The organism is Pseudoalteromonas translucida KMM 520, assembly GCF_001465295.1.
GTDB lineage: Bacteria > Pseudomonadota > Gammaproteobacteria > Enterobacterales > Alteromonadaceae > Pseudoalteromonas > Pseudoalteromonas translucida.
Map to the genome: position 1 here is coordinate 2,900,801 of NZ_CP011034.1, position 26,631 is coordinate 2,927,431.

Here is a 26,631-nt window from a genome sequence, read left to right on the forward strand (position 1 = left end):
ATTATTCATACCCATAAAAGTAAGTAATATGTGGAATAACACCACCTAATTTAGACATTTGCGGGTGCTGGCTTACTTGTGCACAGACACCAAATACATCATTAAGCATGTCCTCGCTGAGCACATCGATGGGGGAGCCTGTATTAACAATTTCGCCGTGATTTATAACCACCAGCTCATCGCACATTGCCGCGGCTAAGTTTAAATCATGAAACGATGCAAACACAGTAACGCCAAGTGATTTAGCCAGCTCCATTACCTGAATTTGATACTTCACATCTAAGTGGCTGGTTGGCTCATCCATAATTAACAGTTGCGGTTGCTGCACCATAGCCCGAGCAATTAACGCGCGTTGCTTTTCCCCCCCCGAAAGCGACTCAAAACGTTGATCTGTATGATCCTGCAAACCAACTCGCGCTATAGCTTGGATTATTTTTTGTGTGTCGGCTGTTGTGGTGGTGCTAAATAATGCTTTATGTGGTGTTAACCCTAGTGCAACAACATCTAATAAAGTTAAATTAAATTGTGATGGAGTTTCTTGTAAAACAACCGCAACCTGCTTTGCGTATTCATGGCTCTTTAACTGCCAAATATCGGTATTATTAAATTTAATTTGCCCTGCTGTGGGCTGATTAAAGCGATACAAACACCGCAGTAAACTCGACTTACCTGCGCCATTGGGGCCAATTAAGCCAACGAACTTACCTTGCTTTATTTGCAAATTAATATTGTTGAGAATAGTTTTACTGCCAATATTCCACGACACGCGATTAACGCTTAACAATGGTGTATTTAATGGCGTTTGAGTTTGCAATAGTTAGCCCTAGGCAGGAATGCGCTCACTAACAATGCAACTAACTATGGCTAGTACATAATTTGAAGATGAGTAAACCCGCTCGTTAAAATAGTTTATTTGTATCTGACTTAAAGCGTTATGCTAATTACAGTTGCGGGAACAGTTGAGGAGTTGCACCTCATTCCAAATGAATGCTCTATTATGGGTGGCTAAGTAAATAATTTAAAGCAAAAAAAACCGCACTTAACAAAGTACGGTTTAAAAAAACAGTGCTAAGCGCTGCTTAAAATTTATATTCTATACCTACACCTAGGTAATCTTGGTCAACGTTGTTGTCCATATCGAAATTAGAATAAAAACCAAATAATTTAGTGTTTTTATTTAACTGATGATCAACACCTGCCGAAATAGCCGTTTTGTCATCACCGCCTTTAAAATCCATTGCCTGGTACTGCAATTTAAAGGTGTTGCTAGCCATAGTGTAACCTGCACTTAATAAATAACCGTCGGCCTCGCTACTGCCATCAACTTTTTCTTGCGTTTGATACATAGCACCTAATTTAAAATCGGCTACTTTACCTTGTATTGACGCGCGCACTACATCGTAGCCGTTCACTTCGCTATCGGCAGCAATAGCGGCATAAATTGCGCTCTTTTTAAGAGCTGCGTCACCATAAGTTACAGCCATTGAATAACCATTTTTAGCATCTGCTGCATCGCTATCCTCTGCAACAAACGTAGCTAATAGCTTAAAACCTTGGTAAGAATTAGAGGCATAAGAAACACTACTGCCCATTCTATTTTCGCCTTTAAAGGCATTTTTAAGGTCGGCTTCTAAATCGCTAAATAAATCAACTTTGCCTTGAGACTGCTTAAGCGCGGTATCGTTACGGCCAATTACAACTTGGCCAAACGCACCTTTTAAACCTATATATTGATTACGAGCAGAAATATTGTCGTCATTATCGCCTTTTGAGTCGGCGTCAGAAACATCAACTTGAAATTCAAACTTATAAACAGCTTCTAAACCATCAGATATTTTTTCAGACCCTTTTAAGCCCAAACGTGATGAGTTACTTTTAATTTCGGTAAAAGAGCCTTCGCCATCATCCGACGACTGAAGTGTTACATTCGCTTTACCGTAAAAATCCACTTCAGCAAGCGCATTAAAAGATAAACCACCTAATAAAGCTATACATAAGCTCGACTTTACAAATTTCATGTTATTTCCTCGATAATCACAACAGACTCGTTTTTAATGCGACAGAAGTTTGGCACTGTTAAGTGACAAAAATATTACAGCCGTCATATTTTTACACTTTTAAATTCATAAAAATACATAATAGTTGCAATCAAACGTACATATACAGCAAAAACATTGTCCTTACTCTACAGGTAACTTAGGGGTCATTTGGGTTAATAAATTTACTAATGTTTCTATTAACTCTTTTTGCTCATTGTCTCTGTGATAGGCAACAAATATATCGCGCGAGGTGGTTTCCACGTCTTTCACATGAAATAACTCGCCTTTTTCTAAATGCGCAGCAACAAGCACTTGAGGAATAAATGCACTCCCTCCGCATTGCAATATTAAATCGAGTGCTATACGCCCGGTACTTGTTCTAAAGTAAGGTGGAGTTTTGCCAGTAAACTGGCGAGCATGCCACAGTGAGAACGTCGTGCCCCAGTCAACATATACGTACTGGTTATCAAAAAAGTTATCGTAACTGGCAGTATCAAACGCGCTTACTGGTATAATGGGGAGTTCACAAATTCGCTCAACTACCAGTTCATCAACTTTGGGTGGATCAAATAAAATAGCTAAATCTAAGGTGCGCTCTAATAACAGGCGGGTACTTTCTTGTTGTGCTTTTACCTCAGCCACCAAAGACACACCGGGCATTGCCGATACAATATTAGTAATACCAAACTGTAAAAACGCATCCCAAATGTTTGGTGTACCCGCAAGGCAAATTTGTTTATGCATATTATCGGCAAGTGCCACATCTACTTTTGCTCTTTGCATGCCGGTAATGATCATTTGTGCATGGGGTAATAAACGCTCACCTGGCGCTGTTAGTTGAATATTATTGCGCTGGCGAATAAACAAATTAACACCAAGCCCTTGCTCTAATTGACGAATTCTAAAGCTTACTGCAGACTGCGTGATATAAAGGTTTTCAGCCGCTTTGCCAAAGTGACGAGTGCGCACTACCTCAACAAATGTTTTTAATAAATCGATATCCAATTTTTTATCCTCACGATAAAAATAACTTGTTTAAAATATTTGCAAACTTGCCGCATACTCCAGCAATTACCAAGGTATGAGGGTACAACAATGAGCAATGATATTTCACTACTTCGCCAAGCATTTGTTAGTCAACGTCAGTTTTTTGATGATCAAAACTTCCCACGCGGATTTGGTCGCAGCGGAAACTTTACCTTATTAGAAGCCAGTATATTAGAGCAACACGGTGTTGTTTTAAAAGGCTTACATAATAAAGCCCTAGAGCCACAAAATGAACATCAGCAACAATTTGTCGCTGTTATTAGTGGTGCTTTAGAGCCAACCAATGCAATTGAGCGCGCTTGGGTTAAATACTTAAAGTTAACAACAAGCAAAGCAAAGTTCCATACATTATTTGGCCGCTCAAAAATAGCGACCCCAGCACCAATAAGCCAAGACTATTACGCCGAGTCAGACAGTATGTAATTGCTTAAACTATTTAATTTTTACGTTTTAAATTTAAATAGTTAAACATACACCAAGCCTAGCGCGAGTACAAAATACATCGCGCTACGGGCTTACTTAAGTTAACTAACTTTTAAACCACGCCTGAGGCAACAATAGCGGCTTTTTTACGTTTCCGAGATTGCCTAAAAGAGTCCCAACTAAAAATAGCCAATGCACTCCAAATACAAACAAATGTTACTACACGCTCGGCATCAAACACTTCACCGTAAAGCATCACAGCTAATATAAACATTAAACTTGGCCCTATGTACTGAAAAAAGCCTAAAGTGGTGTATTGCAAGCGCTTAGCTGCGCCGGTAAAGCACAGTAGTGGTAAGGTGGTAATGATCCCGGCACTAATGAGTAAAACATTGGTATGCCACTCATTAGCAGGCAAGCTTGACGTTGCTGTAGGCACCATTAAATACCAATAAATAAGCGCTACTGGCAAGAGTATAAATGCCTCTATTGAAATACCAGACAACGCTTCCACTGGCAGTTTTTTACGCAGTAAACCATATATTGCAAATGATATAGCTAACGAAAAAGCAACCACAGGAAATGAGCCAAAACTTATTAACTGCAGCAATACACCGGTAAATGCTAAAGCAACAGCAACCATTTGAAATTTACGTAAACGTTCGTCTAAAAACAACACTCCCAGTAATACATTTAGTAACGGATTAATGTAATAACCTAAACTGGCATCGAGCATATGATTATTATTAACCGCCCATATAAACAAGCCCCAGTTAAACCCCAGTATCGACGAGGTTAAAACCAGCATTAACAATAACTTAGGCTGTACTATAATGCGTTTAATTCTATCCCACTGGCCTAAAATACACACAATAATAATTAAAAACATCACCGACCACACAACACGATGCGTTAAAATTTCAAATGCTGTTACATGCTGGAGTTGCTTAAAGTATATAGGTGCTAAACCCCATATAGTAAAAGCGATGCAAGCCAAAATGGCGCCCTTGCGCTTCTCGGTATCAATCGGCATAAATAAACACTTAGTTATTCAAAAGGTCGCCAGTTTACTCCGCAAACTTTTATTAGCCAACTAAATACGTGCCCGTACCAAATGCTATTTGTACTGCTTGCTCATTATGCAATTCCATCCTACAAACACATACTTTATTGCCGGAGCGAATTAAAGTGGCGCTGGCTATAAATTTCTCGCCTTTGCCTGGGCGTAAGTAATCGGTGCGCATATCTATAGTGCCTAAAGTGGCCAGTTTTTGCTGCACAGATAAAATATCAATATCGTTTAGCTTATCTATTACACTTGCTGCTGCTAACATGCCGCCTACGTTATCGAGCACTGCCGAAATGACGCCGCCATGGAGTATTTTTTGTGCTGGGTTCCCTATGAGTATATCCTGCCAAGGAAACGATATTTTTGCTTGTTCTGGGCTAAGTGATTCCACCGATATTTTTAAAAATTGGTTAAACGGCATATTGTTTACAAACAGCGAGCCTACGTGCTCTATTAACATTTCTTTATTCATTATTATTCTCTATGTTATACTTGGTAAGAGGAGTAAAGCATAACTAGGCTAAAACTAGCAACACAGTTAAATTTATTAGCCGCTTAAAGTCAGCTAATATCCCCTCCCATCGCGAGTAAATTTACACCTTATAAATTTATTCAAAAAACATTCAGCACTCGCTAAAGACATCCTGTATAAAAAACACTAAAATATCCCGCAATGAATACATTAACACCACCCCCTAGCTCACTTGTGCGCACCCCTGAAGCTGTACTCAAACAAGTGTTTGGTTATAGTGAATTTCGCGACGGCCAAAAAACGGTTATTGATGCAGCCATTAACGGCCAAGATTCGCTGGTATTGCTGCCAACCGGTGGCGGTAAATCTGTGTGTTATCAAATACCCGCTTTAGTGCTTGAAGGGGTAACTATTGTTATTTCTCCGCTAATATCGCTAATGCAAGATCAGGTAACTCAACTACAAGCACTGGGCGTTAAAGCCGCATATATAAACAATAGCTTAGCCCGCGAAGAGCAGCAGCAGGTATACCAACAACTCCATCAGGGATTAATTAAACTCCTGTATGTTGCCCCTGAAAAAGTACTGCAGCGCGAATTTTTAGAGCGCTTATCGCATTTAAAAATCAGCTTGTTTGCTATTGACGAAGCGCATTGCGTATCGCATTGGGGACACGATTTTAGACCCCATTACTTTCGTTTAAGCGAATTAAAACAACGTTTTGCTCATGTACCTATGATGGCGCTTACTGCAACCGCCGATAAAGCCACTCGTTTTGATATAGTTGAGCAATTAAAATTACAACAACCCTATATTCATACCGGCAGCTTTGATCGCCCTAATATTCGCTACACCATAGAAGAAAAATTTAAACCTATGGTGCAACTGCTGCGCTATTTAAAAGAACAAAAAAGTCAAAGCGGCATAATTTATTGCACCAGCCGTAAGCGCGTAGACGACATAGCCGAAAAACTAGCCGACGCGGGGCTTAACGCTGCCGCCTATCATGCTGGTATGAGTAACGAACAACGCCAATTTGTGCAAACCGGCTTTGCCCGCGACGACATACAAATAGTGGTTGCTACAGTGGCCTTTGGTATGGGTATAAACAAACCCAATGTGCGCTTTGTATTGCATTATGATATTCCCAAAAGCATAGAGTCGTACTATCAAGAAACTGGCCGCGCTGGGCGAGATGGCCTTGCCGCTGAGGCTATAATGTATTTTGATCCGGCAGATATAGGCCGTGTAAGACGCTTTTTTGAAGATATTGACGACGAGCAACGTCGCCGCGTCGAAGAGCAGCGCTTTAATGCCATGGCCAGTTTTGCCGAAGCACAAACCTGTCGTCGACAAATACTGCTTAACTATTTTAGTGAATACCAAAGAGAACCGTGCGGTAACTGCGATATTTGCTTAAATCCGCCCAAAAGTTTTGATGGCACTTTAGTAGCGCAGCAAGCACTATCGTGTGTGTACAGAGCAGAGCAACGCTTTGGCCTTGGATATATTGTTGAGCTACTACGCGGTGCAAACACTAGTCGTATTCGCGATAATAACCATCATCAACTCAGTACCTACGGCATTGGCAAAGACAAAAGCAGTGAGTTTTGGCTAAGTATTTTACGCCAGCTTATTCATCAAGGCTTATTAAGCCAAGACATAACCCAAGGTGCATCACTGCGTTTAACCGAAGCCGCGCGCGCTATTTTAAAAAGCGAATATGCGTTGCAACTCGCAGAGCCTCGCTTGCAAGCTAAGCACGTTTATCAAGATAAATTAGCCCAGTTTAATTACGACAAAAAACTATTTGCTCGCTTAAGAGCGCTGCGAAAAGAGTTAGCCGATGCCGACGATGTACCGCCGTACGTGGTATTTAACGACAAAACGCTTGCAGAAATGGCGCAACTAATGCCAACCAACGACAGCGAATTTTTAAAAGTGTCGGGGGTTGGCTTTACTAAATTAAATAAGTATGGCGGTGAGTTTTTAACTGCAATTCGCAACTACCTTGCTACTAACTAAGAGCATTATGACCATAATAGAATATCACCACACGCATCAATGCATTATTATTACGCCGGTAGAGCCGCCCCACGACGAAGACTTTGAACTGTGGAGTCGCTTGTTTTTACACCACAATGAAATAACCATTAATGAGTACTCTGCTGGTGCCGATCGCCATCAACTGCGCTTCACTTATCAGCAGCAAACATTTAATTTAAACTTTGAACACTACAGCCAAAGTATTTGGATTAACGGCGAAGGCCATGACGCTGAGCATTTATTAGCCGCACTTACTTTTTACCTAAGTTAATGGCAATTAAATAATTTCAAACTCTCTACTTTTAACTTACATTTTAGTAACAATGATGTAAGCTGATATTACGGTAGTAATTTGCTACGTAGCAGTAAAGGGTTTGAATGATTACTAAAAAATGGATTTCATCTTGTTGTTTTAGCTTCTGTATTCCAAGCTTTTTTATGTTCAGTTTAGCTGCGCAAGAAACCCCTCATGCGCAAAATGATTGCACAAGCGAGCAACCGCAACAATCAAGTAGTCATAATTTACGCCGCCAACTAGATCAACCAACGCCACTGTTAAAACAAAGTAGTAATGCAAAAATTGCCAATATTACTTTGCAGCAACTTAACGTATTTAATACTGAACTCGAAGCCGAAAATAACGCCCTATTTCGCTTTGCTAACCGTGCGCATATTCAAACCGAGCCTGAGGTTATTAAAAGTATTTTATTGTTTGAGAGCGGTGATAATTTTGATCCTAAAAAACTCGCCGAATCAGAACGCTTACTGCGTAAACAAAACTATTTATACGATGCTCAAGTTATTGCCACCGAAAACTGTGAAGGGAACGTTAATGTTACCGTCGTTACTCGTGACTTATGGACACTGCTACCTGAAATAAGCTTTAGTCGCAGTGGCGGAGAAAACAAGTCAAGTATTGGCTTTCGCGAATCTAACTTATTTGGCTGGGGTAAACGTTTGTCGCTGTCGCGCACTACAGATAGCGATCGTAATGGATATTTATTTGTATACGACGATCCTAATATTTTATCAACTCGCTATCGTGGGCGTTTAGAGTACGCCGATAATAACGATGGTAAACGCCATCTGCTAGAGCTTACCTATCCGTTTTTTGCTATAGACACCCCTTTTAGCTACGGTATTTTAAGCTATTCAGAGCAACGCGAAGAAGCGCTATATCAGCGCGGTGAAAAGTTTAGCGAGTTTGATCAAACGACCGACTACAACAGCTTTTTTGTTGGTCACTCCAAAGCATTAAGCCATAACTGGACCCAGCGCCTCAGCCTAGGTTACGTTGATGAGCAACATACTTTTGCTGCAATAGATTCAACCTTTGCCCCCTTAGCCGTCGATCGCAGTTTAAGCTATCCTTATGTAAGCGGACACTGGTTTGAAGATAATTTTATAAAAGTACGCAATTTCGACAGTATTTATCGTACTGAAGACTTAAACTTAGGTTGGAACATAAAAGCCTTACTGGGTTACTCCGATGAATCTGTTAGTAACGATGATAGCCGCGCGGTTTACTCTTTTAACTTTAAAAAAGCTCACTTTAGTGGCGATAATACCTTATGGCGCTTTAGTGCAGACATTGATGGTTACTGGAATAAAGAGCAGGACAAATTTGAAAACCTGATCTCCACCAGCCAAATACAATATTATTTAAATACCAGCATTGATCAGTCTTGGTATGTAAAAGCTCGGGTGCAGTACGCTAAAAACCTCACTAACGATAAACAACTTACACTAGGCGGCGAAACCGGCCTGCGTGGCTATCCTATGGATTATCAGCATGGGGATCGCAGCTTTTTAGTGAGTTTAGAAAAGCGCTACTATTGGGAATATGATTTGCTGCAATTATTTAAAGTAGGCGGCGCGGCGTTTCTTGATGTAGGCCGAGCATGGTCTAACACCCCAAATAACGTTGAAGATAGTCGCGTTCTTAAAAATGCAGGTATAGGCCTGCGCTTAGCACCAAGCCGTGCTAATGCCGGCACCATGATCCATATAGATATAGCTGCACCGCTAGATAGTGCCGATGGCGTAGATTCAGTACAGTGGCTGGTAAATGTTAAAAATTCTTTTTAAATGGCTATTTCGTCGCACCCTAAAGCGTTAAACTGGGCATATATAATTATTGTGAGACTATAACTTTGGAATTGTTAGCACTACTTGGCACCCAATATAAACTGGTCGTTACCCTTATTGCGTTATTACTTTTTCCGATACTGTTAAAAGGCACTAAAAAGCTTCTCGAAAAAGCCATTAAAGGAAAAATAGACCTACACCGTAAATATCGTGCTGAGCTATTACTTAAAATTATCCTCGCATTTGTGATGTTATGTTTAGTGCTGGTATTTTGGGGTATTGAGCTACGCGGACTCCTAGTACTAGGTTCGTCGCTATTTGCTATGTTAGGTGTTGCACTGTTTGCCGCTTGGTCATTACTTAGTAATCTTACCGCTTTTTTACTGATGTTTATTCAAAATGACTGCCGCGTTGGCTATTGGGTACGTATTGTTGATGGCGCAAATAGTATTGAAGGGCGCATTATAGAAATGGGCTTAATGAATGTAGTGCTTGAGCATATTGACGGGCATAGAGTTATTTATCCCAATAACTTATTTGTAACTCGTCCGGTGCTGGTTTTAAACAAAGAGCCTAAGCCAACAAAAGCCCCGGTAATTAGGCGTATTATTGGCCCAAAAAAGCCAAATAAATAGCAATAAAAAAGCCGTTTTGTTATCCCAACTGGGTTAACTAAAACGGCTTTACAATTTATTCTACCAACATTTAGTAGCTTACTATTACAACTAGTTATTTAACTCAGCTGTTTTAAGCTCATCATCTAAATCATTTATTTCATCAATAAAAGTGCCTAGCTGTTGTTCAACCAAGCTATTTGCATGAGCAAAATAAGCAATATGGAACACTGCATCACCCTCATTTACTAATGGCATAGTTTGCTGGCCAATAATAATTCCACTGCGTGGTGCTGGTAACTCAAGTTCAGAGTCGCCAAGTGGGCTGCTAATATAAGCAAGCACTTGTCCCTTAGTAACACGCTCTCCAAGCGATACCTGCGCACGCACAATGCCATCTACATTAGCACGCACCCAACTTGTAGAGCTGGCTATAATAGGCTCAGGAAGCTTTCTAGGACGCTTACCACGGATCATTTTTAAATGGCGCATAACATAGTCAACGCCTTGTACACCTGCAGCAATCGCAAATGGGTCAAAACGCAGTGCTTCACCGGCTTCATAAGTAATAACCGGGATCCCTAAGTTAGCGGCTTCGCTGCGCAGTGAGCCATTACGTAACGAGGCATCTATCACTGCGGGTGTACCAAATGCTTTAGCCATTTGTGCGGTGGCTTCATCGGCTAAATTAGCGCGTATTTGCGGTAAGTTAGTGCGGTGAATAGCTCCCGTATGTAAATCAATAATATGGGTACAATGTACTGCCACTTGATTAAAAAACATATATGCCATACGACCAGCCAGCGAGCCACGCTCTGAACCCGGAAAACTGCGGTTCATATCACGTCTATCGGGTAAGTAGCGCGACTTATGTATAAAGCCAAACACATTTACAATCGGCACCGCAATCAGCGTGCCACGCAACTGGTTAGGATCTATTTTAGCAAGTAATTGACGCACCACTTCTACGCCATTAAGTTCATCGCCATGAATAGCCGCACACACCATAAGTACCGGCCCTTCCATAACACCATTAACCACTTCAATTGGAATGTTAAGTGGAGAGTGGGTATAAAGTTTTGCCGCTTCTAAGGCCAGCGTTTTACGCTCGCCTACGCCAACACTTTCACCTAATAAGGTAAAAGAACGGTTAATTTTAACCTTTGCCACGAGTTGCGGTTCCTTTACTTGACGCAGTTTTTTCAATGAAATCAATCACCATACCTGCAATATCTTTACCGGTTGCTATTTCAATGCCCTCAAGGCCTGGTGATGAGTTAACTTCCATCACTAAAGGACCACGTGACGAGCGAAGTAAATCAACACCGGCTACATTTAAGCCCATCGCTTTAGCAGCTGCAACGGCTGTTTTACGTTCTTCTGGCGTAATGCGCACTAATGTAGCGCTACCACCACGGTGAAGGTTTGAGCGGAACTCACCTTCTTGCGCTTGGCGTTTCATTGCTGCAATCACTTTGTCACCTAAAACAAAACAACGAATGTCAGCACCACCGGCTTCTTTAATGTACTCTTGCACCATAATGTTAGCTTTTAAGCCCATAAATGCTTCAATAACACTCTCAGCCGCTTTACGCGTTTCAGCCAATACCACACCAATACCTTGCGTGCCTTCGAGTAGTTTAATTACTACCGGCGCACCACCTACCATTTCGAGCAAGTCTTTTACATCATCTGGTTTGCTAGCAAAACCAGTCACTGGCATACCTACACCTTTACGAGATAAAAGCTGTAATGAGCGCAACTTATCGCGAGAGCGAGAAATAGCAACCGACTCGTTTACTGGATACACGCCCATCATTTCAAATTGACGCAGCACCGAACAGCCGTAAAACGTAACTGATGCACCAATACGCGGAATAACTGCATCAAAGTCTTTTAAATTTTCACCACGATAGTGAATTTCTGGTAACTCAGAGTTTATATTCATATAACAACGCAGTGCATCTACTACTTTAACTTCGTGACCACGTGCTTCAGCCGCCTCAATTAAGCGGCGAGTTGAATACAATTTTTTGTTGCGAGATAAAATACCAATTTTCATAATTTAAACCTTAATAAGTACGTATTATTTTAGAAGCTTAGTCCCCTCTAAAAGTTAATACATCCTTATAATAAATGAGATAAAGCCGGGTCAACGACTATACGATTTTCCATGGCTGTACGCCCGAGTAACATTCTAAACTTCATTGTTGCACGGCTAGTTAAAGTAATTTCTATAGGCCAGCTATGTGCGCCTATATGCAATGCTGTTTCTACAAAGTAACGTAACTCTTTTTGCCCGCCAGAGCTGGTTACGTGCTTCTTCTTTTTAACTTTTGCATTGCAAACAACTTGTGTTTCTTCATCTTCTTGCAATGGCTGGGTAATAAATTTAACCCACTTTTCGCCATCAACTTCATACTCTTCTATATTAAGTGCATGAATACATGAGGTGCGGGCACCGGTATCAATTTTTGCTTTTACTTTCTCGATGCCTAGCTCTGGTAAACTCAACCACTCACGCCAACCAACGGTAATCTTTGCTGTCATAAATGTGCCCTTAATAAAAAAGTGTCTTATACGCTACAGGAAAAAAAACACCAACAAAATAAATTTATCAAGTCGACAAATTGATTTGATTGATCTTTATAGCCGACTAGTTTAACAATATAAGCGTAACAAACTAGTCAACTTTAAGGGCTACCCCCTCTTTTTTTCAAGCGCTAAATAAATTTAACTTCTTAAAAAAGAAAGATTAGTTTAATTTACTAAAGTAAATACACTATAGTAAACGGTATTAAAAACACACCATTTATGAGAAATTATTATGATTAATGGCTTACTTCATGCCCTGGTACTTGATGAGCAAGGCGGTGCGCGCACTATAGAAAACAGCGCCGAACTACATAATTGGCAACCTGAACAAGGTAAGCTTTGGGTGCATATGGATTATAGCCAAGCTGAAGTTGTCACTTGGCTAAAAGGCTGTGAATTTTTAACTGACTACGAATTAGAGTCGCTAACTGCAGATGAAACTCGTCCACGCATTACCCCTGCTACAAACGGCCATATGTTATTTTTACGCGGTATTAATTTAAACCCGGCACAAAGCCCTGAAGACATGGTCTCCATCCGCCTTTTTATCAACGATGAAATTGTTATTACCACCCGAAAGCGTCGCTTACTGTCTATTCAAGATATTTTAGCCTCATTTAGTAACAATACCGGTCCGCGCAGTATTTCTGAACTCGTCTGCACTATTACCCAAAAACTCACTTCCCGTATGGAAAGTGTTATTGATGCCTTAGATGAAACTCTAGATGAATTTGAAGAAGAAATAGATGAGCCAAGCAAAAAGTTTGATAATCAAGGTTTGTCGCAATTACGTCGGCAAACTATTGCTTTAAAACGCTATTTAAAGCCACAAAAAGAAGCGCTTATTAGCATGGTTAATCATCACTATTCATGGCTATTCGATGAGGATAAAGCCAAGCTTAATGAAACCACTAATTTACTAACTCGTTACCTTGAAGAATTAGACAGCTCAATAGATCGGGCGCAAATTATTCAACAAACAGTCACTAACCAAGTATCTGAGCAGCTAAACCAGCGAATGTATGTTATGTCGGTGGTGGCTGCATTATTTTTACCACTGGGCTTTTTAACTGGTTTATTAGGCGTAAACGTAGGCGGCATACCTGGCACAGAAAGCCCTTATGCGTTTACCTTATTCGTCGTGTTTTTAGTTGTGCTTACCGGCAGTATTGGCGTGTACTTTAAAAATAAAAAATGGTTGTAACAGTATAAATTAATTATTCAGTGAAAGTAACGCGCTGCGGGTAAAGCAACAAGCAGAGCTATCTTTACTTTTAACCTGTATATAAAAGTAAAGATAGCTTATAAATACGCTAGGTAATTTAAGGTGCGTAGCATCAGGTTTTTATGCAATAAAAATCTGATGCTACTCTAAACTCTAAATACGCAAAAAAATTCAAATATAACCCCCTCTATACTCTCCAAAAAACAAACTTAACCAAGATGAAAATAACAATTTGTTTACAACAAACTAGCAAAACACTTAACTATTTGTTACTAATATAAGAAATGATAATTAGGAAGCTCTGATAGTATCGCCTCCTAGTCTTTCTCTATTATGCCTTTAAGCAAGTGACCGCTTTAAGAGTTATTGTGTGACCAAATTAGTACTGTGGTTTATTTTTGCGTCTTAGACCTTATTAGGTTGTAGCTCGGTTAAAAAGCCAACCTTTAATAACGATATTGTAGTGATTGATGTAGCTGATTTGAACCAATACTGGGTTGCTAAAACATCTAAGGTAGTTTTCTTACCTGGGCGTCCAAAGTGGATACCTAAAGGAATGGATAAAGCATCTTTTTTTATTACTATTGATGCTAACGGAACCTTGGTTAGTAGAGAGTTAATTGATTCCATACCTAATGATTGGATGACACAAAAAATATTAGATAAAATGCCAATACAACAATATAAACCTTCCATAACTAACCCGACTAACATTCCGGTTAAGGTTAAAATAAACTCAGAATTAAAGGCACTTGTTGATATAACGTAATACTAAATTAAACGTGAATATTTAAAACACCAAACTGCAACATCTGGTTGCTTTATATTTTAAGGAAAATAATGAAAAAACTCGGAATTTCAATTGCTTTATTAGCTTTAGCAGGCTGTGCATCAACAAATTATTCAGACTTTGACGTTAGTGAAGCTGTAATATCAAAGCTTAAAATTAACGAAACTCATAATTTAAATGAAAGGCAGCATAAGCTCGAAATATCTTTTGATTATGAAATATCTGAATACGTAGATACGAACAATTTATATAATTGTTCTGTACAGTTTTTAGCTTTAGATGGCACAACAATCTCAATGTCGAATGGTAAAAAATCACCTTGTGAGTTGAATAAAGCCAAAGGCAAAAAGTCTATAGTATGGCCAACCATATTAGATAAGGCGCACTCTCCTTCTGAAGAGCAGCTTTCTAAAATAAAGTACCCTATAGAATACTTTGTAGCTATTCATCAACGAACAGGTAAAAACACGAATAGAATAATCGGAAAGTCCACCATCCAAGTTAGCACGGTAAAAATATAGCTCACTAATTACCTAATACAGTTTGTAGAGATTATACCAATACAAAAAAAGGCGAACATTTTACAATGTTCGCCTTTTTTATAGCTGCTACGCTTACTCTTGAAAGTAAGTGCCCCAACCGTCGTACTCAACTTCGCATTCAACAGCAAGTGCTGCTAGCTTATCAACGTCTTCCATTATTACGTCAACATCAAGCTCTGACTCAACAACTATGTCAAAACTCCAAATTTTTGCACCGTCTTCAAGCTCAAGCTCTGCTGGCTCTTCCACATCGTAGCCTAATTTAAAAGCGGCTAATGCGGCTTGCTCTAACTTAGGGAAGTCTTCACATACAAAGTGATGTTCTACTTCGTAAAGTATCTCAGGGTCTGAACCATCTTCGAGTAATGAAGATACGATGTCTTCACTTATTTCACGCCAGTTTTCCATTAATTTTCTCTCACTTGAGCATCTAATTCAGTTATTTTAGCAGCCATAATACTGTGCACACTTTTAGCGTGCTCACGCGCGCTGATGTTTTTATCAAGCGATATGGGGGCTAACATTTCAATATAAATTGTACCATTATCCCAACGATTTAGTTTAATGGTTTTATGCGTTGTGCTCATACATACGGGCACTATGGGTACTTGCGCACTTAAAGCGGTATGAAATGCACCTGTTTTTAAAGGTAATAAACCGCGCCCGTAACTGCGTGTACCTTCTGCAAACATCCATACTGATAAGCCATTTTTCTTTATTTTTTCAGCGGCTTTAGAAATAGTTCCCGCAGCTTTTGAGCGGTTTGCGCGATCAATTAAAATATTACCCGAAAGCCAATATAGCTGACCAAAAAATGGGATCCATTTTAAGCTTTTTTTACCTACGCTCACGCAGTTTTTGGGCACCATTGCAGGAATAGTAAATAAATCATAACTATTTTGATGATTTGCCACATAAACCGCAGGGCCAAGATTTATAGTATCTGGATGATGTTTTAGTACAACTTTAACGCCCAGCATTTTTGCTACTGAGCCAAACCAGCTTGCTATAATATGCACATTATTAGGATGAAATGGCCTCACTATTGATAACAGTAACCCAAAAATACAACTTAATAATATAAACAACAGCATAATAAAAATACGTATAACAGCTAGCAACAGAGCGTCTCCAAATATAATCGCGTTAAGCCAGCGGCTATTATAACGTTATTTTATGATCTACACGAGAAAATAGCGCACAAGTGTACGCTCAATTTTATAACAAACTAAATTTATAGCAAAAAAATGGCCTGCATAAGCAAGCCGTTTAATATGAGCGAATATGAATTAATCGCTACTCATCAATAGCATTTTCAATTGGCTCGTCGTTTTGCGGGCTAAACTCTACAACAGCTTCATCTACTCTTTGTAGGCCGCGTGGTAGTTTATTACCCCTACGTCCTCGCTCGCCATAATAATGCTCTAAATCACTTGGTTTAAGTGTTAGTTTTCGCTTACCTGCATGCAGCGTTACACTACTACCCTCAGGCACTACTGCTAATACTTTTACAAACTCTTCGCGGGCTTGTACTTTAGCCCCCGGAATAGAAATTATTTTATTGCCTTTACCTTTACCTAATTTTGGTAAGTCGCGCAGCGGAAATAACAACATCCGCCCTTCGTTGGAAATGGCCATACAATAATCACTAGCGACCTCGTTAACCCTAATTGGCGACAGTAATAAACCGCCTTTAGGTACGCTTACCAATGCTTTGCCATTTTTGTTTTTACTCACTAAGTCTTTAAAGTCAGTAATAAAACCATAACCTGCGTCTGATGCCATAAGTAAAACTTGGTTATCTTCGCCCATTACTACATGCTCAAAATTAGCTCCTGCACTAAGATTAAAACGCCCTGTCATGGGCTCACCTTGGCTACGTGCTGAGGGCAGGCTATGCGCATCGGTTGCAAAAGCTCGTCCTGCTGAATCTAAAAACACGGCGAGCTGATTACTCTTACCCCGAGCTGAGGCTCTATAAGCATCACCGGCTCGATAACTTAACCCTTGCACATCTAAATCATGCCCTTTGCCAACACGTGCCCAGCCCTTGTCTGAAAGCACCACAGTGACCGACTCTGATGGGATTAAATCTTTTTCACTTAACGCTTTTGCTTCTAGGCGCTCAACAACTGGCGAGCGACGGTCATCGCCATATATTTCAGCCGCTTCTTGAATTTCTTTTTTAAGCAACGTTGACATACGACGATCTGAGCCTAGCGTTTGCGCTAATTTATCACGCTCTTTAGCTAGTTCATCTTGCTCACCACGTATTTTAAACTCTTCAAGCTTGGCTAAATGACGAAGTTTTAGCTCTAAAATAGCTTCTGCTTGTATGTCTGTTAAATCAAAGCGCTCCATTAAAACTGGCTTTGGTTTATCTTCGCTGCGAATAATTTCAATCACTTCGTCAATATTTAAAAAGGCTGCTAATAAGCCTTCTAAAATATGTAAACGCGCTAACACTTTATCTAAACGATATTGTAGGCGTCGACGTACTGTTTCGCGTCTAAACACTAACCACTCGGTTAAAATAGTCAGTAAATCTTTAACTTGCGGACGCCCATCTAGGCCAAGCATATTTAAATTTACACGATAGCTTTTTTCTAGATCTGTGGTGGCAAATAAGTGCGCCATTAATGGCTCAGCTTTAATGCGGTTTGAACGCGGAATAATGACGATACGAGTCGGATTTTCGTGATCAGACTCATCGCGTAAATCGGCTACCATAGGTAGCTTTTTAGCGTTCATTTGCGCTGCTATTTGCTCCAGTACTTTACCGCCAGAGCATTGATGTGGCAGTGCAGTAATAACTATATCACCCTGCTCTTGCGTATAAACCGCACGCATTTTTATTGAACCACGCCCGGTTTTATAAATTTTGTGAATATCGGCTTTTGGGGTAATTATTTCTGCGTCTGTCGGGTAATCTGGCGCATTTACTAAAGTAAGTAATTCTTCAAGCTCAGTTTTTGGTTTATCAAGTAATAAGCAACAGGCACTGGCTACTTCACGCACATTATGAGGCGGAATATCGGTTGCCATACCAACTGCAATACCCGTTATACCATTGAGTAATATATGCGGTAAACGCGATGGCAGTACCACAGGCTCATCCATGGTGCCGTCAAAGTTTGGCGTCCAATCTACCGTCCCTTGGCCTAGCTCTTTGAGGAGTATTTCAGAGAACTTAGATAAACGTGCTTCGGTATAACGCATTGCCGCAAACGATTTAGGATCGTCGGCCGCGCCCCAGTTTCCTTGCCCATCAACCAATGGATAACGATAAGAAAACGGCTGCGCCATTAATACCATGGCTTCATAACAGGCACTATCACCATGGGGATGGTATTTACCTAGTACGTCACCCACGGTACGGGCTGATTTTTTATACTTAGCATTAGCTGATAACCCCAGCTCGCTCATGGCATAAATAATACGTCGCTGTACTGGTTTTAAGCCATCGCCCACATGGGGTAATGCCCTATCCATAATGACGTACATAGAATAGTTTAAGTAGGCGTCTTCGGTAAAACGACCCATTGTTTGTTGCTCAATTCCTTGCATTAGCAAGGTATCTGTATCACTCATTAAAGCTTACCTAGTTTTTCTTATAGCTTACACGGTAGATCACATTGGCGTAATCATCGCTTACCAATAGACTGCCGTCACCTAATTCTGCAAATGCAACAGGGCGTCCATATGTTGTTTCGTCTTGCATAAAGCCTGTAATAAATGGCGTATATTTAGTTACACGGCCTTGTTCTATAGTCGCTAATGCCACTTTATAACCTGACTTTTTAGAACGGTTCCACGAGCCATGTTCAGCAACAAATAATTGCTGCTTATAGTTTGCTGGAAATTGTTTACCGTTATAAAAATGAATACCCAAAGGCGCTACATGCGCCGGTAAGGCTAGTGCAGGTGAAGTATAGTCAGCAATTTTTTTACCTTTTCCAAATTCAGGGTCAATAATTGCGCCCGCGTGAATATACGGAAAACCAAAATGCTCGCCCTCTTTAGTGACTCTATTTAGCTCATCTGGCGGAATGTCATCACCCATCATGTCGCGACCATTGTCGCTAAACCATAACGCTTGTGTGCTAGGGTGAAAGTCAAATCCTACTGAGTTACGTACGCCTTGCGCCAGTGTAGTAATTTGCTTGGTTTCTACGTTTAACGCAAAAATACGGCCAAAACGCTCGTCTTCAGCGCAAATATTACAAGGTACACCAACCGGAATTATTAGCTCGCCAGTTGGGGCAAAGCGTAAAAATTTCCAACCATGATGGCGCTCTGATGGCAGCGCATCGTAAAGCACCTCAAACTGTGGGTTTTTTAGTTGCGTATCAATATTTTTAAAACGAATGATGCGGTGTACTTCACCAACATATAAATCGCCATCTTTCATTGCTAAACCTGAAGGCATATTTAAGCCCTCTGCAACCAGCATTTTTTTATCTGCTACGCCATCGCTGTTATGATCAATAAGTGCATACACATTACCTGCCTTGCGCGAGCCAACATATACTATGCCTTTTTTTGATACTACAACTTGCCGTGCATTTTCAACATCGCTGGCAAATAAGCTAAGCTCAAACCCCGGGGCTACCGTGAGTTTATCTAATATATTTTTAGCCATTACGGTATTGCTAGTTAAACCTAGTAATAGCACTATTTTTAGTACCGTATTCATATATTCTCCTTGTTTATTTAAACGCAGACGCTAATTAAACTTGTGCCTTGTTACCGTGATCCTCTAGCCATTGACGCCTATCTGCAGAGCGCTTTTTAGCCAGTAACATATCCATCATTTCCATGGTTAATTCTTCTTCATCCAAGGTGAGTTGCACTAAGCGTCGGGTATTTGGATCCATAGTGGTTTCACGCAGTTGCAACGGGTTCATTTCACCCAAACCTTTAAATCGCTGTACGTTTACTTTACCGCGTTTTTTCTCAGCTTCAATGCGCGCTAAAATACCGGTTTTTTCGTCTTCATCTAGTGCGTAATAAACATCTTTACCAATATCTATTCTAAAAAGTGGTGGCATAGCAACATACACATGCCCTGCTTTTACTAGTGGCTTAAAGTGGCGCACAAATAAGGCGCACAATAAGGTAGCTATGTGTAACCCATCCGAGTCAGCATCGGCTAATATACATATTTTATTATAGCGCAGCGCTGTTAAATCGTCTGAATCTGGGTCTATACCTAATGCCACCGAAATATCGTGCACCTCTTGCGATGCTAATATTTGCCCCGAATCAACTTCCCAAGTATTTAATATTTTACCCCGCAGCGGCATTATTGCTTGAAACTCACGATCTCGCGCTTGCTTAGCCGAGCCACCTGCCGAGTCACCTTCTACTAAAAACAGCTCGGTGCGATCGTTATCTGCGGCGCTACAATCGGTTAATTTTCCCGGAAGCGCAGGCCCTGCGGTTACGCGTTTACGGATCACTTTTTTAGCAGCACGTAAACGTCGCTGTGCATTAGAGATACACAGTTCAGAGAGTTGCTCGGCAATATCGGTATGCTCGTTTAGCCATAAACTAAAGGAGTCTTTTACTACGCCCGATACAAATGCCGCACATGAGCGCGACGATAACTTTTCTTTAGTTTGACCGGCAAACTGCGGATCTTGCATTTTAACTGAAAGCACATAGCTACAACGCTCCCAAATATCATCTGGGGTGAGTTTTACACCTCGCGGTAATAAATTTCTAAACTCACAAAACTCACGCATTGCCTCAAGTAAACCTTGGCGCAAACCGTTTACATGAGTACCGCCTTGTGCGGTAGGTATTAAGTTTACGTAACTTTCGGCTATTGACTCGCCCCCTTCAGGTAGCCAAATCAATGCCCAGTCAGCACCTTCAATTGAGCTTGAAAACTCACCTACAAAGGGCACATCTGGTAATGTTTCGTAGCCTTTAATGGCTTCAATTAAGTAATCTTTTAAACCCGTTTCGTAAAACCATTCTTGGGTTTCTTTAGTTTGCTTATTAACAAACTTAATGCGTAAGCCTGGGCATAACACGGCTTTGGCTTTTAATAAGTGATTAAGTTTAGTGATTGAATAGTTGGGCGAATCAAAGTAACTAACGTCTGGCCAAAAGCGTACTGTGGTACCGGTATTACGCTTACCTACCACGCCAATTACGCTTAGGTCTTCAACTTTGTCGCCATTTTCAAATGCCATTCTGTATTGCTGGGCATCCCGTCTAACGGTCACTTCTACACGGGTTGATAACGCATTTACAACCGAAATACCTACGCCGTGTAAACCACCAGAAAACTGATAGTTTTTGTTAGAAAACTTACCACCAGCATGCAGTTTGGTAAATATCAGCTCAACCCCTGGAATACCTTCCTCAGGGTGAATATCAATAGGCATACCACGGCCATCGTCACTCACTTCGAGCGAGTTATCTTCGTGTAAGATCACATCTATTCGAGTGGCATGGCCGGCCATTGCTTCATCGACACTATTATCGATAACTTCTTGGCCTAAATGATTTGGCCGCGAGGTATCTGTATACATACCGGGGCGGCGTTTTACCGGATCTAACCCATTGAGTACTTCAATAGCTTCGGCGTTATAATTTTGCTGACTCATAATTTTTATCTTTATATGCGCTAACTAGTTTTATTTAATTTAAGAAAATCGACAATGCTTGCAATAGTGCGCTCAAAGCCAATAAAGCTGTGATCACCACCAAATTCTATTAATTGCTTACAGTGTGAATAATAATTTACTGCGTGTTGAAAATTTAACACTTCATCACCCGTTTGTTGCAACAAGTACAACAACTCAGGATGCTTTAACTCGCTCAATGTTAATACTTTTAAAGCATCTATATGACGGTTGTTTAGTTCATAATTATAATCTTGATACGGATTATAATTTGCCCCAAGTAAAGGCTGTAATAAATTGCCCGGTGCTACCGCTGGGTTAATAACCACCGCAGGAATATGATAACGCTGCGATAAATAGGTGGCAAAAAAACCGCCTAATGAACTACCTAATAACGCGGTATTAGGTGTGATTAACTGCTCTAACTCGATAATAGCTTGCAGAGGTTCGTGGTTTAAACGCGGTACATAATAGTCAACATCATAGTGTGCCATAAGCTCACCAAAGCGCACAGCTTTATATGATTTTTCAGAACTATTAAAACCGTGAATATAAATTACGCGCTTAACCATATCACGTCCGTATTTATATGCACTTGCCCTTGCGATGAGTGTATATAAAGCATTCTATAAGCTGGGCCATTATTTTGCTGTTGCCACACTTTACTTTGCTTAGTAAATTGCACTGAGCTTGCCGGCGTAGCGTAAATATCAAGCCCTCTAAAACATTGCGTATAATCATTATGCACATGACCATGAATAAGCGCAGCAACGTTGCCATTATTAACCAGCGTATTTAACAGTTGCGGGCCATTTTCAAGCATGTGTTTATCTAAATAACCGTTTATTGGCAGCGGATTATGATGGCAAAATACTAGCTGCTTGCTAACTGGCTGCGTTAAACAATCGGATATTTCATTTAAATGCTCACTTGTCACCCAACCGGCTGGAGTGAGCCCTTTGGAGTTAATAAGTAATAGCTCAATATCAGTACTCGCGTTATTAGTTAGGTTATTAGCCACCAAGCGCTTTGCTGCTTTTATTTGCCCACCACTTATTTGCTCAAGCAAGGCAATCTCGTCATGATTACCTGGTAGCCAAAATACTGGGCAAGTAAGTGTACTGTTGCTTATAAGCTCACTAAATAATAAGTAAGACTCTACACTATGATCTTGTGTTAAATCACCGCCAAATACCACTGCATCAAGTTGTTGTAACGCCATATGCTCAAGTGCTTGTTGAAAATATGTGGCGGTGTTTACTCCAAAGTATTCAGCGTTTTTATCAGCAAATAAATGGCAATCTGTAACATGAGCAATACGTAAAGATGGCTTATTAAAAGTATAAGTATTATCAAACCAAGCCATTATTTACATCCCAATTTAGCGTGGCTTGGCCATGTTCAACACACGCCACAAGCCAATCATATAAAAAGGCGTTAAGTTGATATTTTTCATCTTTTTGGTGCATTTTAGGATTAGGATAGCCGTAAGAAGGTTTTATGCGCTGATGATAGTCGTGATGAATAATTTCGGCCACTTTCGCGTCATTATAAAGCCTAACGGTTAAGTATAACGGGGTAATGCCTTTTACCATTCCTGATAGCTGTTTAATTGACACATCCATAGTGTATTTAGCCATATCATCTATTTTTACAGCAAACTCACTGTTACCCAACTTTACCTCGCGAATACTTTGTTTAGTTTGCTCGCTTGGTAATAATTTTAAAAGCCGCACGTAATTATGCTCGCAAAGTGTTAAATACTTTGGAAGGTTTTGAATATATCTTTGGGTTGCTAAAAGTGCTGTCAAAGTACCGCCATTACAATTTATAAATTACTATTTATGTATTAAGTTTATGCCCACTTGTTGATCATACCATCACGATTGAGCGCTAACCATTGCAAACAAATAACCGTTGCGGCATTGTCTATTTCCCCATTATTAAGCCGTGCCAATGCATCATCTAGCGTTAATATATGGGTTTTAATATCCTCCCCTTCTGTTTCTAAGCCGTAAACTCCGCTGTGTACTTGGCTTAAATCGGCGCGGGCTAAATATAAATGTAACCGCTCAGTCGTGCCCCCTGGGCTTGAAAGGTAAGAAAGCATAAACTCGAGCTCGGTTAAATTAAGTCCGGCTTCTTCATAGGCTTCTTTTTTTACTACCGCTGCATAATCCTCACTGCCGTCGGTCATACCTGCAATACATTCTAACAGCCATGGGGAGTGTTTGCTTTTTATTGCACCAATGCGTATTTGCTCAATTAATAACACTGTATCGGTTACAGGATCGTAAGGCAGTACGGCAATAGCATCACCGCGTTCTAAAATTTCACGGCTAATGAGTTGCGACTCGCCACCGGCAAATAATGCATGTTCAAATTGGTATAAGTTAATTTTAAAAAAACCATCGTAAAGGTTAGTAATAGGTTTTAATCTCAGATCTTGGTGAGTAAATTCGATCAACTTTTTATTGGTCATATAACTACCTCTTACTTATTTTAATAAACTAAAGTGGATTAATATATTCTGTTACACTTACAAACATTGTTTTACTAAATTATTTTTTAGTTATTAGCCAAAACAGGTTAACATGCCCAATAGTATAAAATTTGTCTAAGGACCGAACCACACATGAAAAAGAACATCCTTGCGGCGCTGGTTAGTTTATCATGCGCAATTGGCGCTACAGCTGCTCACGCAGAAGATTTACTACAAGTTTTTGAAATTGCGACAGCAAACGATCCTACCGTGTTAAAGGCAAAAGCCCAAGCGGATGCGCAATCTTATCAAAGTGATCGTGCGATGAGCGCATTATTACCTCAAATTGGTTTAAGCTTAGGCTACGAAAAAAGTGACTCTACCTCTTTTCAAGTTGATGAAAGTACTTTCAACCAAGTTAAACTAGAAAGCGATACTGACCAATTCACTCGTGGTGTTAGCTTAAGCCAAACACTGTTTGATTTAGGCGCATGGAATAACCTAGGTATTGCTGATAAACAAGCTCTACAAGCCAGTGCACAGTACGATTTTGCCAAACAAGATTTAATAGTGCGTGTTGCCGATGGTTACTTTAATGTATTAAGTGCTATCGATAGCCTTGAATTTGTTAAAGCTGAAAAGCGCGCTATTGAACGCCAATTAGAGCAAACAAAGCAACGCTACGCGGTAGGCCTAACTGCAATTACCGACGTACACGAAGCTCAAGCTCAGTTTGATAACTCAGTAGCACAAGAAATTGTTGCCGGTAATGCCGTAGAAACAGCGCGTGAACTACTACGCGAAATAACAGGTAAGTACCACGCAAAACTTGACGTTTTAAATACCGAAACATTTTCAACTGTAAAGCCAAATAAACCCTCTAGCGACTTAGTTAAAGTGGCTGAAGAAAAAAACTTAAATTTACAAGTAGCAAAAGTCACAGTTGATATAGCTAAAGATCAAATTGAGTTAGCGAAAGTAGGCCACTACCCAAAATTAACACTTGATGCGCGTTACGGTGACTCTTTAACCAATCGCGACATAAATGGTACAAGTTTTGATAACCAACCTCGTGCCGATTCGACCACTATAGGTATTAACTTTAGTGTGCCTCTCTACTCAGGTGGTGCCACGGTTGCTGCAACTAATCAAGCACGTGCATTTTACGTCGCTGCAAGCCAAGATTACGAAACTAACTATCGCGCAGTTACACGCACAGTTATTACTTCTTATAATCAAGTGGTTTCAGATATAGCGACCTTTAGAGCGCTAGAGCAAGCGGTTATATCTGCCGAAAGTGCACTTAAAGCAACTGAAGCAGGTTTTGAAGTAGGTACTCGTACTATTGTTGATGTACTTGTTAGTACACAAAACTTGTACAATGCAAAACGTAACCTTGCCAATGTTCGCTACCGCTATGTGGTATCTACGCTGCGCTTAAAACAAGCAACAGGAACACTTACAAATGCTGACTTAATGGCGATTAATAAAGGTTTAAACGCAATTTAACACAGCTTAGTGTCCCGTCCTGAAATAGGTTGACGGTTTTAATTAAAAGCCAGCATTTTGCTGGCTTTTTGTGTTTTATAGCGCTTAGCGTTAAACTAGCGTTTTTATTATTAGAGAATTTTTTTGTGGTTACCTCATCTCCTTTTAAAATATCTTTTTTGGGTCCTCGTTACTGGTTAACTTGGGTGGGTGTTTTCTTTTTATATTTAATTTCGTGGCTACCACAAAAGCTACAACTAGCAATGGGCAAGCAACTTGGCCGATTAGTGCATAAATATATGAAACGACGCCGCCATATTGCTGAGGTAAATATAAAACACTGCTTCCCAGATATGAGCGAAGCAGATCAACAAGCATTAGTATTAAAAAACATGGAAAATACCGGAATGGCCATGGTCGAAACTGGTATGGCATGGTGGTGGCCAAAGTGGCGAGTGCAAAAAGCTTACGGGTCAATTAAAGGGCTTGAACACTTTGAGCGCATTCAAGCGTCGGGCAAAGGCGTGTTAATGCTAGTCCCGCATATTTTGCATCTTGAAATGGCGAGCCGTGTAATGGGATTAAAATACCAAGGTTTAGGCTTTTATCGCCCGCACAACAATGCGCTTATGGAATACTTTACTACCAATGGTCGCTTGCGCTCTAACGAATATTTAATTGGCCGAAAAGACGTAAAAGGTTTATTAAAAGCACTTAAAAACAAAAAAATATGTTACTACTTACCTGATCAAGATTACGGTCGTAAGCATTGTGAGTTTGTGCCTTTTTATGCCGTCCCCGATACAGCAACAACCACAGGAACGCTAATGTTCGCAGCCAGCAAACACTGTGAAACAGTTAGTTTAGTTAGCCGTCGCGACGAACACGGTAAATACCACTTAGAGGTATTACCTGAACTTGAAAACTTCCCCAGTGGCGACAACAGAGCCGACGTCACTCGTGTTAACCAACGTATAGAGCAAGCAATTAATGCCGCTCCTGAGCAATATATGTGGCTACACCGCCGTTTTAAAACACGCCCCGATGAAAATAGCGCTTCTTTTTATTAAAAG

27 protein-coding genes and 1 riboswitch are annotated in these 26,631 nt (G+C 40.3%); of the genes, 10 read left to right on the top strand and 17 right to left on the bottom strand.

The genetic code is table 11. The features are described from left to right. Position 1: 1 nt before the first annotated feature. The 3 genes from PTRA_RS13445 to PTRA_RS13455 all read right to left on the bottom strand — a co-directional run bounded on the left by PTRA_RS13445 (position 2) and on the right by PTRA_RS13455 (position 3,044). On the bottom strand, positions 2–814 hold the full coding sequence (locus PTRA_RS13445; RefSeq protein ID WP_058374159.1) for an ABC transporter ATP-binding protein: 813 nt from the start codon (positions 812–814) through the stop codon (positions 2–4). 81 nt (positions 815–895) lie between these two features. Next, a riboswitch (cobalamin riboswitch) is annotated at positions 896–1,047 on the bottom strand. A 32-nt stretch (positions 1,048–1,079) separates the two neighbouring features. Beyond that, positions 1,080–2,018: a porin gene (locus PTRA_RS13450; protein WP_058374160.1), complete on the bottom strand. Its 939-nt coding sequence runs from the start codon at positions 2,016–2,018 to the stop codon at positions 1,080–1,082. A gap of 162 nt (positions 2,019–2,180) precedes the next feature. Continuing rightward, a complete protein-coding gene (locus PTRA_RS13455) occupies positions 2,181–3,044 on the bottom strand; it encodes a LysR family transcriptional regulator (RefSeq protein WP_011329216.1) in 864 nt (287 codons plus the stop codon). A gap of 90 nt (positions 3,045–3,134) precedes the next feature. Between PTRA_RS13455 and PTRA_RS13460 the strand changes: the two genes are divergently transcribed. Next, entirely contained in the window at positions 3,135–3,509 is a 375-nt protein-coding gene (locus PTRA_RS13460; protein WP_011329217.1) for a MaoP family protein, read from the top strand. Between the two features lie 112 nt (positions 3,510–3,621). On the opposite strand, the gene rarD is transcribed toward PTRA_RS13460, so the two are convergent. After that, a complete protein-coding gene (gene rarD / locus PTRA_RS13465) occupies positions 3,622–4,542 on the bottom strand; it encodes an EamA family transporter RarD (protein WP_058374161.1) in 921 nt (306 codons plus the stop codon). A gap of 52 nt (positions 4,543–4,594) precedes the next feature. Continuing rightward, a complete protein-coding gene (locus tag PTRA_RS13470; protein WP_193038446.1) occupies positions 4,595–5,050 on the bottom strand; it encodes a thioesterase family protein in 456 nt (151 codons plus the stop codon). 201 nt (positions 5,051–5,251) lie between these two features. Between PTRA_RS13470 and recQ the strand changes: the two genes are divergently transcribed. The 4 genes from recQ to PTRA_RS13490 all read left to right on the top strand — a co-directional run bounded on the left by recQ (position 5,252) and on the right by PTRA_RS13490 (position 9,819). After that, positions 5,252–7,075, top strand: a complete 1,824-nt coding sequence (recQ, locus tag PTRA_RS13475; RefSeq protein ID WP_058374162.1) for a DNA helicase RecQ — start codon at positions 5,252–5,254, stop codon at positions 7,073–7,075. 7 nt (positions 7,076–7,082) lie between these two features. Beyond that, positions 7,083–7,367: a DUF3630 family protein gene (locus PTRA_RS13480; RefSeq protein WP_058374163.1), complete on the top strand. Its 285-nt coding sequence runs from the start codon at positions 7,083–7,085 to the stop codon at positions 7,365–7,367. 107 nt (positions 7,368–7,474) lie between these two features. Then, positions 7,475–9,184 (top strand): ShlB/FhaC/HecB family hemolysin secretion/activation protein, encoded by a 1,710-nt coding sequence (locus tag PTRA_RS13485; RefSeq protein ID WP_058374164.1) that lies wholly within the window; start codon positions 7,475–7,477, stop codon positions 9,182–9,184. A 65-nt stretch (positions 9,185–9,249) separates the two neighbouring features. After that, complete coding sequence (locus PTRA_RS13490; protein WP_011329223.1) at positions 9,250–9,819, top strand: mechanosensitive ion channel domain-containing protein; 570 nt, start codon at positions 9,250–9,252, stop codon at positions 9,817–9,819. Positions 9,820–9,909: 90 nt separating this feature from the next. Here PTRA_RS13490 and PTRA_RS13495 read toward each other — a convergent pair whose 3' ends face one another. From PTRA_RS13495 to PTRA_RS13505, 3 genes are all read right to left on the bottom strand, one after another. Beyond that, a complete protein-coding gene (locus PTRA_RS13495) occupies positions 9,910–10,968 on the bottom strand; it encodes a succinylglutamate desuccinylase/aspartoacylase family protein (RefSeq protein ID WP_011329224.1) in 1,059 nt (352 codons plus the stop codon). Beyond that, positions 10,955–11,860 carry a 30S ribosomal protein S6--L-glutamate ligase gene (rimK, locus tag PTRA_RS13500; RefSeq protein WP_058374165.1) on the bottom strand — a complete coding sequence of 302 codons (906 nt, stop codon included), beginning with the start codon at positions 11,858–11,860 and terminating at the stop codon, positions 10,955–10,957. The genes PTRA_RS13495 and rimK overlap by 14 nt, the downstream gene beginning before the upstream one ends. 65 nt (positions 11,861–11,925) lie before the next feature. Beyond that, positions 11,926–12,348, bottom strand: a complete 423-nt coding sequence (locus PTRA_RS13505) for an ATP-dependent zinc protease family protein (protein WP_058374166.1) — start codon at positions 12,346–12,348, stop codon at positions 11,926–11,928. A 277-nt stretch (positions 12,349–12,625) separates the two neighbouring features. On the opposite strand from PTRA_RS13505, the gene PTRA_RS13510 reads away from it, so the two are divergent. The 3 genes from PTRA_RS13510 (at position 12,626) to PTRA_RS13520 (ending at position 14,929) form a co-directional block, all read left to right on the top strand. Next, entirely contained in the window at positions 12,626–13,597 is a 972-nt protein-coding gene (locus PTRA_RS13510) for a zinc transporter ZntB (RefSeq protein ID WP_058374167.1), read from the top strand. Between the two features lie 484 nt (positions 13,598–14,081). Further along, positions 14,082–14,387, top strand: a complete 306-nt coding sequence (locus PTRA_RS13515) for a hypothetical protein (RefSeq protein ID WP_058374168.1) — start codon at positions 14,082–14,084, stop codon at positions 14,385–14,387. Positions 14,388–14,458: 71 nt separating this feature from the next. After that, positions 14,459–14,929: a hypothetical protein gene (locus tag PTRA_RS13520; RefSeq protein WP_058374169.1), complete on the top strand. Its 471-nt coding sequence runs from the start codon at positions 14,459–14,461 to the stop codon at positions 14,927–14,929. Positions 14,930–15,022: 93 nt separating this feature from the next. Here the strand turns inward: PTRA_RS13520 and rraB are convergent, their stop codons facing one another. From rraB to PTRA_RS13565, 9 genes are all read right to left on the bottom strand, one after another. Then, a complete protein-coding gene (gene rraB, locus PTRA_RS13525) occupies positions 15,023–15,358 on the bottom strand; it encodes a ribonuclease E inhibitor RraB (RefSeq protein ID WP_011329231.1) in 336 nt (111 codons plus the stop codon). Continuing rightward, a complete protein-coding gene (locus PTRA_RS13530) occupies positions 15,358–16,071 on the bottom strand; it encodes a 1-acylglycerol-3-phosphate O-acyltransferase (RefSeq protein ID WP_058374170.1) in 714 nt (237 codons plus the stop codon). Before PTRA_RS13530 ends, rraB begins: the two co-directional genes overlap by 1 nt. 175 nt (positions 16,072–16,246) lie before the next feature. Further along, on the bottom strand, positions 16,247–18,541 hold the full coding sequence (parC, locus tag PTRA_RS13535; RefSeq protein WP_058374171.1) for a DNA topoisomerase IV subunit A: 2,295 nt from the start codon (positions 18,539–18,541) through the stop codon (positions 16,247–16,249). A 10-nt stretch (positions 18,542–18,551) separates the two neighbouring features. Further along, on the bottom strand, positions 18,552–19,646 hold the full coding sequence (locus PTRA_RS13540) for a PQQ-dependent sugar dehydrogenase (RefSeq protein ID WP_058374172.1): 1,095 nt from the start codon (positions 19,644–19,646) through the stop codon (positions 18,552–18,554). 34 nt (positions 19,647–19,680) lie between these two features. After that, positions 19,681–21,570 (bottom strand): DNA topoisomerase IV subunit B, encoded by a 1,890-nt coding sequence (parE, locus tag PTRA_RS13545; protein WP_058374173.1) that lies wholly within the window; start codon positions 21,568–21,570, stop codon positions 19,681–19,683. A gap of 20 nt (positions 21,571–21,590) precedes the next feature. Further along, the gene (locus tag PTRA_RS13550; RefSeq protein ID WP_011329236.1) at positions 21,591–22,160 is read right to left on the bottom strand and encodes a YqiA/YcfP family alpha/beta fold hydrolase; all 570 of its coding nucleotides are present in this window, start codon (positions 22,158–22,160) and stop codon (positions 21,591–21,593) included. Beyond that, positions 22,145–22,954, bottom strand: a complete 810-nt coding sequence (locus tag PTRA_RS13555) for a metallophosphoesterase (protein WP_058374174.1) — start codon at positions 22,952–22,954, stop codon at positions 22,145–22,147. The genes PTRA_RS13550 and PTRA_RS13555 overlap by 16 nt, the downstream gene beginning before the upstream one ends. Beyond that, the gene (locus tag PTRA_RS13560) at positions 22,941–23,399 is read right to left on the bottom strand and encodes a DUF1249 domain-containing protein (RefSeq protein ID WP_058374175.1); all 459 of its coding nucleotides are present in this window, start codon (positions 23,397–23,399) and stop codon (positions 22,941–22,943) included. Before PTRA_RS13560 ends, PTRA_RS13555 begins: the two co-directional genes overlap by 14 nt. A gap of 44 nt (positions 23,400–23,443) precedes the next feature. Beyond that, the gene (locus PTRA_RS13565; RefSeq protein ID WP_058374176.1) at positions 23,444–24,070 is read right to left on the bottom strand and encodes an NUDIX domain-containing protein; all 627 of its coding nucleotides are present in this window, start codon (positions 24,068–24,070) and stop codon (positions 23,444–23,446) included. A 153-nt stretch (positions 24,071–24,223) separates the two neighbouring features. Between PTRA_RS13565 and tolC the strand changes: the two genes are divergently transcribed. Both tolC and lpxL read left to right on the top strand, forming a co-directional pair. Continuing rightward, positions 24,224–25,579, top strand: a complete 1,356-nt coding sequence (gene tolC / locus PTRA_RS13570) for an outer membrane channel protein TolC (RefSeq protein ID WP_058374177.1) — start codon at positions 24,224–24,226, stop codon at positions 25,577–25,579. A gap of 125 nt (positions 25,580–25,704) precedes the next feature. Beyond that, positions 25,705–26,628 carry an LpxL/LpxP family Kdo(2)-lipid IV(A) lauroyl/palmitoleoyl acyltransferase gene (gene lpxL, locus PTRA_RS13575; protein WP_058374607.1) on the top strand — a complete coding sequence of 308 codons (924 nt, stop codon included), beginning with the start codon at positions 25,705–25,707 and terminating at the stop codon, positions 26,626–26,628. The last annotated feature ends 3 nt before the right edge of the window (positions 26,629–26,631 follow it).

Excerpts from the sequence above, each read along its gene's own strand:
- PTRA_RS13450 (WP_058374160.1), bottom strand. The coding sequence starts at position 2,018 with ATGAAATTTGTAAAGTCGAGCTTATGTATAGCTTTATTAGGTGGTTTA.
- PTRA_RS13460 (WP_011329217.1), top strand. The coding sequence starts at position 3,135 with ATGAGCAATGATATTTCACTACTTCGCCAAGCATTTGTTAGTCAACGT.
- rarD (WP_058374161.1), bottom strand. The coding sequence starts at position 4,542 with ATGCCGATTGATACCGAGAAGCGCAAGGGCGCCATTTTGGCTTGCATC.
- PTRA_RS13470 (WP_193038446.1), bottom strand. The coding sequence starts at position 5,050 with ATGAATAAAGAAATGTTAATAGAGCACGTAGGCTCGCTGTTTGTAAAC.
- recQ (WP_058374162.1), top strand. The coding sequence starts at position 5,252 with ATGAATACATTAACACCACCCCCTAGCTCACTTGTGCGCACCCCTGAA.
- PTRA_RS13480 (WP_058374163.1), top strand. The coding sequence starts at position 7,083 with ATGACCATAATAGAATATCACCACACGCATCAATGCATTATTATTACG.
- PTRA_RS13485 (WP_058374164.1), top strand. The coding sequence starts at position 7,475 with ATGATTACTAAAAAATGGATTTCATCTTGTTGTTTTAGCTTCTGTATT.
- rimK (WP_058374165.1), bottom strand. The coding sequence starts at position 11,860 with ATGAAAATTGGTATTTTATCTCGCAACAAAAAATTGTATTCAACTCGC.
- PTRA_RS13505 (WP_058374166.1), bottom strand. The coding sequence starts at position 12,348 with ATGACAGCAAAGATTACCGTTGGTTGGCGTGAGTGGTTGAGTTTACCA.
- PTRA_RS13510 (WP_058374167.1), top strand. The coding sequence starts at position 12,626 with ATGATTAATGGCTTACTTCATGCCCTGGTACTTGATGAGCAAGGCGGT.
- PTRA_RS13520 (WP_058374169.1), top strand. The coding sequence starts at position 14,459 with ATGAAAAAACTCGGAATTTCAATTGCTTTATTAGCTTTAGCAGGCTGT.
- rraB (WP_011329231.1), bottom strand. The coding sequence starts at position 15,358 with ATGGAAAACTGGCGTGAAATAAGTGAAGACATCGTATCTTCATTACTC.
- parC (WP_058374171.1), bottom strand. The coding sequence starts at position 18,541 with ATGAGTGATACAGATACCTTGCTAATGCAAGGAATTGAGCAACAAACA.
- PTRA_RS13540 (WP_058374172.1), bottom strand. The coding sequence starts at position 19,646 with ATGAATACGGTACTAAAAATAGTGCTATTACTAGGTTTAACTAGCAAT.
- parE (WP_058374173.1), bottom strand. The coding sequence starts at position 21,570 with ATGAGTCAGCAAAATTATAACGCCGAAGCTATTGAAGTACTCAATGGG.
- PTRA_RS13550 (WP_011329236.1), bottom strand. The coding sequence starts at position 22,160 with ATGGTTAAGCGCGTAATTTATATTCACGGTTTTAATAGTTCTGAAAAA.
- PTRA_RS13555 (WP_058374174.1), bottom strand. The coding sequence starts at position 22,954 with ATGGCTTGGTTTGATAATACTTATACTTTTAATAAGCCATCTTTACGT.
- PTRA_RS13565 (WP_058374176.1), bottom strand. The coding sequence starts at position 24,070 with ATGACCAATAAAAAGTTGATCGAATTTACTCACCAAGATCTGAGATTA.
- tolC (WP_058374177.1), top strand. The coding sequence starts at position 24,224 with ATGAAAAAGAACATCCTTGCGGCGCTGGTTAGTTTATCATGCGCAATT.